Source organism: Thermofilaceae archaeon (assembly GCA_038731975.1).
Taxonomy (GTDB): Archaea; Thermoproteota; Thermoprotei; order Thermofilales; family Thermofilaceae; genus JANXEW01.
This window is the reverse complement of record JAVYQJ010000058.1, coordinates 1-4,097: the sequence shown is the minus strand read 5'-3', so window position 1 is coordinate 4,097 and position 4,097 is coordinate 1. Positions and strand designations below refer to the sequence as shown.

Genomic DNA, 4,097 nt, shown 5'->3' with positions numbered 1-4,097 from the left:
GAAGGGGGATGAGGTTTCCGCGTGCAAGGAGCTGTTTAGGCAGGGTGTTTGGGCGGGCAGTCTAGCTGTCACGAACTTAGCGTCCCTAGCGTCGCTGATGAAATTCTGGCCGGGGAAGGACGACCCTCACGGGGTTGCGGGCTACGCTGAGATGATCGGCGGGGCCTTCTGGAGGCTATTCGTGGGACATGGGCCGCGCGTTAAGACGGAGGTGCTGGACGATAAGGGTTTAGTTTGGGCAGAAGTTACGGAAGCACCGGGGGCCGACGCTTTCTACAAGGTGATCGCGCCAGCAGGAGTAGATACTCTCTTCTTCGTCTCAGGGATGTACGAGGGGGCGTTCCAGACAATCCTCAACCTCGTGGGAGCCGCGGGGGGTTGGATCGCTATGTGGAGGCCCCTCGGCAGCAGGGGGGTTTGCGGCTTCCTCGGCAAACTCGACTTGCCACCCTCAGAAGCCGCGAAGCTGATCGAAGCTAAATGCCCGAGCTTCTTCCGCATCATCGACTGGGATCAGAGCGTAGCCTTCGCCAAAGAACTGCTCGGTGCCGAAGCCAAACGGGAGCGCTCATCGATGTGAAGCCTGAGGGCATACTGCTTTCTCGGTAAAATCCTTCTGTACCTTTCGAGATTCGGAAAGCCGTAGCGGCGGGTTTCAGCGGAGGAGGACGCTTTCTCCGCCGTAAACGTAGACGCCGGAAGCTGCGAAGATGAAGGAGAGCGTGTAGAGTGCTATCGGGAGGGGTGCGTAGACCGACGGTGCGAGCAGCGACACAAGAGGGACCGCCGTCGTAAAGGTGGCTGATCCCGCCGCCATCAGCGTCAATCCCCACGAGTACCGCTTCCTCCGGATTGGCAAGAGGGCTAAGAGCGATAGCATTAGGAGGACTGAGGCGGCGAGCGTCTCCGCGATCCTCACGAGGGGTGCTGCGGACCAGGCGGCGATGAGAGCTAGCGCGGCCGCGTACGCCAACGGCAGGCCGACGGCGACTAGCGCTTCACTGCGCTTTAGGCCAGCCAGCCTGCGGACTGTGGCCCCGAGCTCCCACAGTGCGACCATGATGAGTAGCGCGGAAGAGTACCAGAGCCACTTGCTGAGCTCCAGAGGGCCCAGCTGAAAGTGGACATTCGCAGCGTCGAGAGCCCAACCCGCTGAAGCGAGCAGGAATCCTGGCACAGCGTAGAGCAGAGCTAAGCCTGCGAGCGGGTCCAGTAGAAAGCCCCTCGCGATAAGGACTTGGGCGCTCACGAGCGCTGCCGACAGCGCGGCGACAGAAGCCGCAGCGCTCAAAACCATGGAAGCAAATTCGGGCTCCGCGCCGGAGATGGAGAAGAGTAGCACGATGAGAGCTAGAACCAGCGTGGAGATTATCGATACGACTGGAAATCCTCTTTCCTGCTCCACATACTAGCCTACTCAAGGATGCGTTATAAGCACCACGATGAACAAACTCGATTTACGGTGAATGCGGGATTCAGCCCTCAACAATGTTGTGCCGGGCACTCGTACATGTGCTGAGAAGGTGGGGAGTGGGATGACGCTTGCCATGCCGTGCTTCCCCGACGCTTCAAGGGGATCGGGCGTACCAGCCGTGCTCGAAGGCAGCTTTGAACATGGCGACGATGTTCTCGGGTGGGACGCGGGGTTGTATGTTGTGGACTTGGACGAAGACGAAGCCTCCGCCAGGCTTGAACGTCTCCACGTTCCTCCTGACGTGCTCAGCGACCTCCGCTGGAGTGGCGAAGGGTAGCACCCTCTGGGTATCGCAGCCGCCACCCCAGAAGGTGACCTGCTCGCCGAACTCTCGCTTCAGCTTCTCCGGCTCCATGTCCCTCGCCGAGATCTGCACGGGGTTGAGCACGTCGACGCCCGCGTCGATGAGGTCGGGTATCAGCGCGTAAATGGAGCCGCAGGAGTGGAGGAAGACGAACATCCTCGAGTGCCTTTTCACGTACCGGAAAAGCTCCTCGTGGTAGGGCTTCAGCATCTCCCGGTAAACCCTCGGAGGTATCTGGGGCCCCAGCTGCGTGCCCAGGTCGTCCCCGAACTCGATGATCTGAACGTAGTCCTTCAAAGCTTCAACGTACTTCTTCAAGTTGTAGAGGTTCACTTCGAGCATTCGGTCCAGGATCCTATGGGCTAGAACCCGCCTGTGCACTAGGTCGGCGAGCCACGTGCTCCACCCACGCAGGCCCTGACCCCACTCGTGGAAGCCCATGTAGGTGGAGAACATCAGCGCGTAATCGGTGAACCTGTAGAGGTGCTCGGCCTTTCTGCGCAGCCACTCCACGCGCGTGTCGCTCACTCTGTGGGCTTCCCAGTTGTAACCGTCCACGTCCTCGGGGCTCCTGACGTCAGCGAGCGGAGGCCTCCCGTGCCAGCTATCCACTCCGCCGAAGTAGAAGCCCCCGGCTGGCATCCTCGAAACCACGGTGCCGGACGCATCCTTCACCACCCAGCCCCCCCTCCCGTCCGGCTGAGGGTTGAACCAGTCGGGTATCTCGCACGGAGTACCGTCAGGCAACACCCAGGGCTTCCACTTCCTCTCGTCTGGTCCGCACGGCTCTAGGCTCCTAGTGATGTCGAGGACGTCCACGTGGAAGAGCTCGAGCACCTCCCTCTCCGGCTCAGCCAGCTGCTGCCCGACGTCGTAAACGCGTACGACCCCTCCCTTCAGACCCAGGTGGCGCTTGAGGGCTGCGTACGCTACCGCGTGGATGCCCGTCGAGGCCATCGCGCCCAGATCGATGGGGACCCTATCGGGCTCCTCGTGCCGCAGCGCGGTTAAAACCCTCTCCCTCCTGCTCAACCCCCCTTCTAGACCCACGCTAGAGATGGGAAAAAGGGGGTTTAAACGGTGATCTAGCGGCCCGCGAACCTCTTGGCCAGCGCGTCGAGGATCAGCGTCCAAAGGTCGTACAGGTCCCTCGGCACGTCAACGGTGGAAAGGCGTTCGTCAACAACCTTCCAGTAGCCCCCGCACACGTGGCAGATGTCGAGCAGCAGTGGTCTACCCTCGCCCAGGTCAATCACGCTGATGAGGTCGGACTCGTCGTTACCGCAGAACGGGCACTTACCGCTCGGGTAGCCCCACTCCGTCCCGCAGAACTGGCATTTCAGGTGGAAAGCCCCCTCCCGGTCGATGAAGCCGAGCGCGGCGTAACTGCCGCAGACGGGGCACCTACCGGTGCTCCAGCCGCTCAAGTCAGCCTCTCTCGTTACGGCCTCCGACAGCGCCGCGTAGGCGGGCTGCAGGGACCACGCGACGAGGGAGCCGAGGACGGCCGGGTCCACGCCGGCCTGCTCGGCAGCGATCTCCGCCTCGCTCAACTCGCCCCTCAGTAGGGCTTGAGCCAGCTCTCTCAAGTTCAGCTTGCCCTCCCCGATTGCGTCGAGCACGCTCCTGATCTTCTCCGCTTCCCGGGGGATCCTCTCACCGATCACGCTTGCAACCGCTCTAACGCCCTCCGCGATCTCCTCCTCCGTCAGCCAGATCCCAGCTTCGGATGCTGCCGGCTTACCCTCGGCGATCGTTCTTCCGAGGCTTTTCACATCGACGCGTGATAGAGTTTCAGCGTACCGGGTTTTCAGTTGGGCCTGCTTCTCGAGGAGGTCTGAAAAAGCCTCGACTGTCGCGTCGTCGGCGGGGATGTACCCCCTAATCAAACCGATCTTCTCGCGAATCCCCATTTAAATCAACTCTTACGGTCTGCGCCGCTCGAGGAGTCCTAGATAAGCCTTCCGGTTCGCTTGAGCTTCTGCAGTACTTTCGGGTCGATCCTCCTGAACTCCAGCCCCTCTCTGGCGAGGAGGGCTTGAGCCCCCTTCGCCAGCTTCTCGGCCGCGAGGATGCCCACGACCTCGCGGCCCAGCTCCCGCTTCAGCGCCTCAACGTACCGCTTAAGCTGCACCACTGCATCGGCGCCAGCCACCCCCTTCTTCACCTCAACGACCACGAGCCTCCCGTCGCTATCGGTGAAGAGCGCGTCGATGAAGCCCGCGCGCGTCCTCCTCTCGATCTCAACCGGCTTCAAGCCCTCCTTGATCAAGTGGGGGTTCTCGACCAGCGCGTCGCGGATCTCCTCCTCGCTCCCGT

5 protein-coding genes are annotated in these 4,097 nt (G+C 61.7%); 1 reads left to right on the top strand and 4 read right to left on the bottom strand.

The features are described from left to right. Positions 1-580, top strand: a 580-nt coding sequence (locus QXF46_09280) for a hypothetical protein (protein MEM0227052.1), incomplete at its 5' end; no start/stop codon positions are given. A gap of 75 nt (positions 581-655) precedes the next feature. Here the strand turns inward: QXF46_09280 and QXF46_09275 are convergent. The 4 genes from QXF46_09275 to QXF46_09260 all read right to left on the bottom strand — a co-directional run. Then, complete coding sequence (locus QXF46_09275; GenBank protein MEM0227051.1) at positions 656-1,405, bottom strand: hypothetical protein; 750 nt, start codon at positions 1,403-1,405, stop codon at positions 656-658. Between the two features lie 163 nt (positions 1,406-1,568). Beyond that, the gene (locus QXF46_09270; GenBank protein ID MEM0227050.1) at positions 1,569-2,828 is read right to left on the bottom strand and encodes a uroporphyrinogen decarboxylase family protein; all 1,260 of its coding nucleotides are present in this window, start codon (positions 2,826-2,828) and stop codon (positions 1,569-1,571) included. Between the two features lie 35 nt (positions 2,829-2,863). Next, positions 2,864-3,691: a formate dehydrogenase accessory protein FdhE gene (locus QXF46_09265; protein ID MEM0227049.1), complete on the bottom strand. Its 828-nt coding sequence runs from the start codon at positions 3,689-3,691 to the stop codon at positions 2,864-2,866. 38 nt (positions 3,692-3,729) lie between these two features. Next, positions 3,730-4,097: endonuclease NucS (locus QXF46_09260; protein ID MEM0227048.1), on the bottom strand; the 368-nt coding region annotated here is incomplete at its 5' end.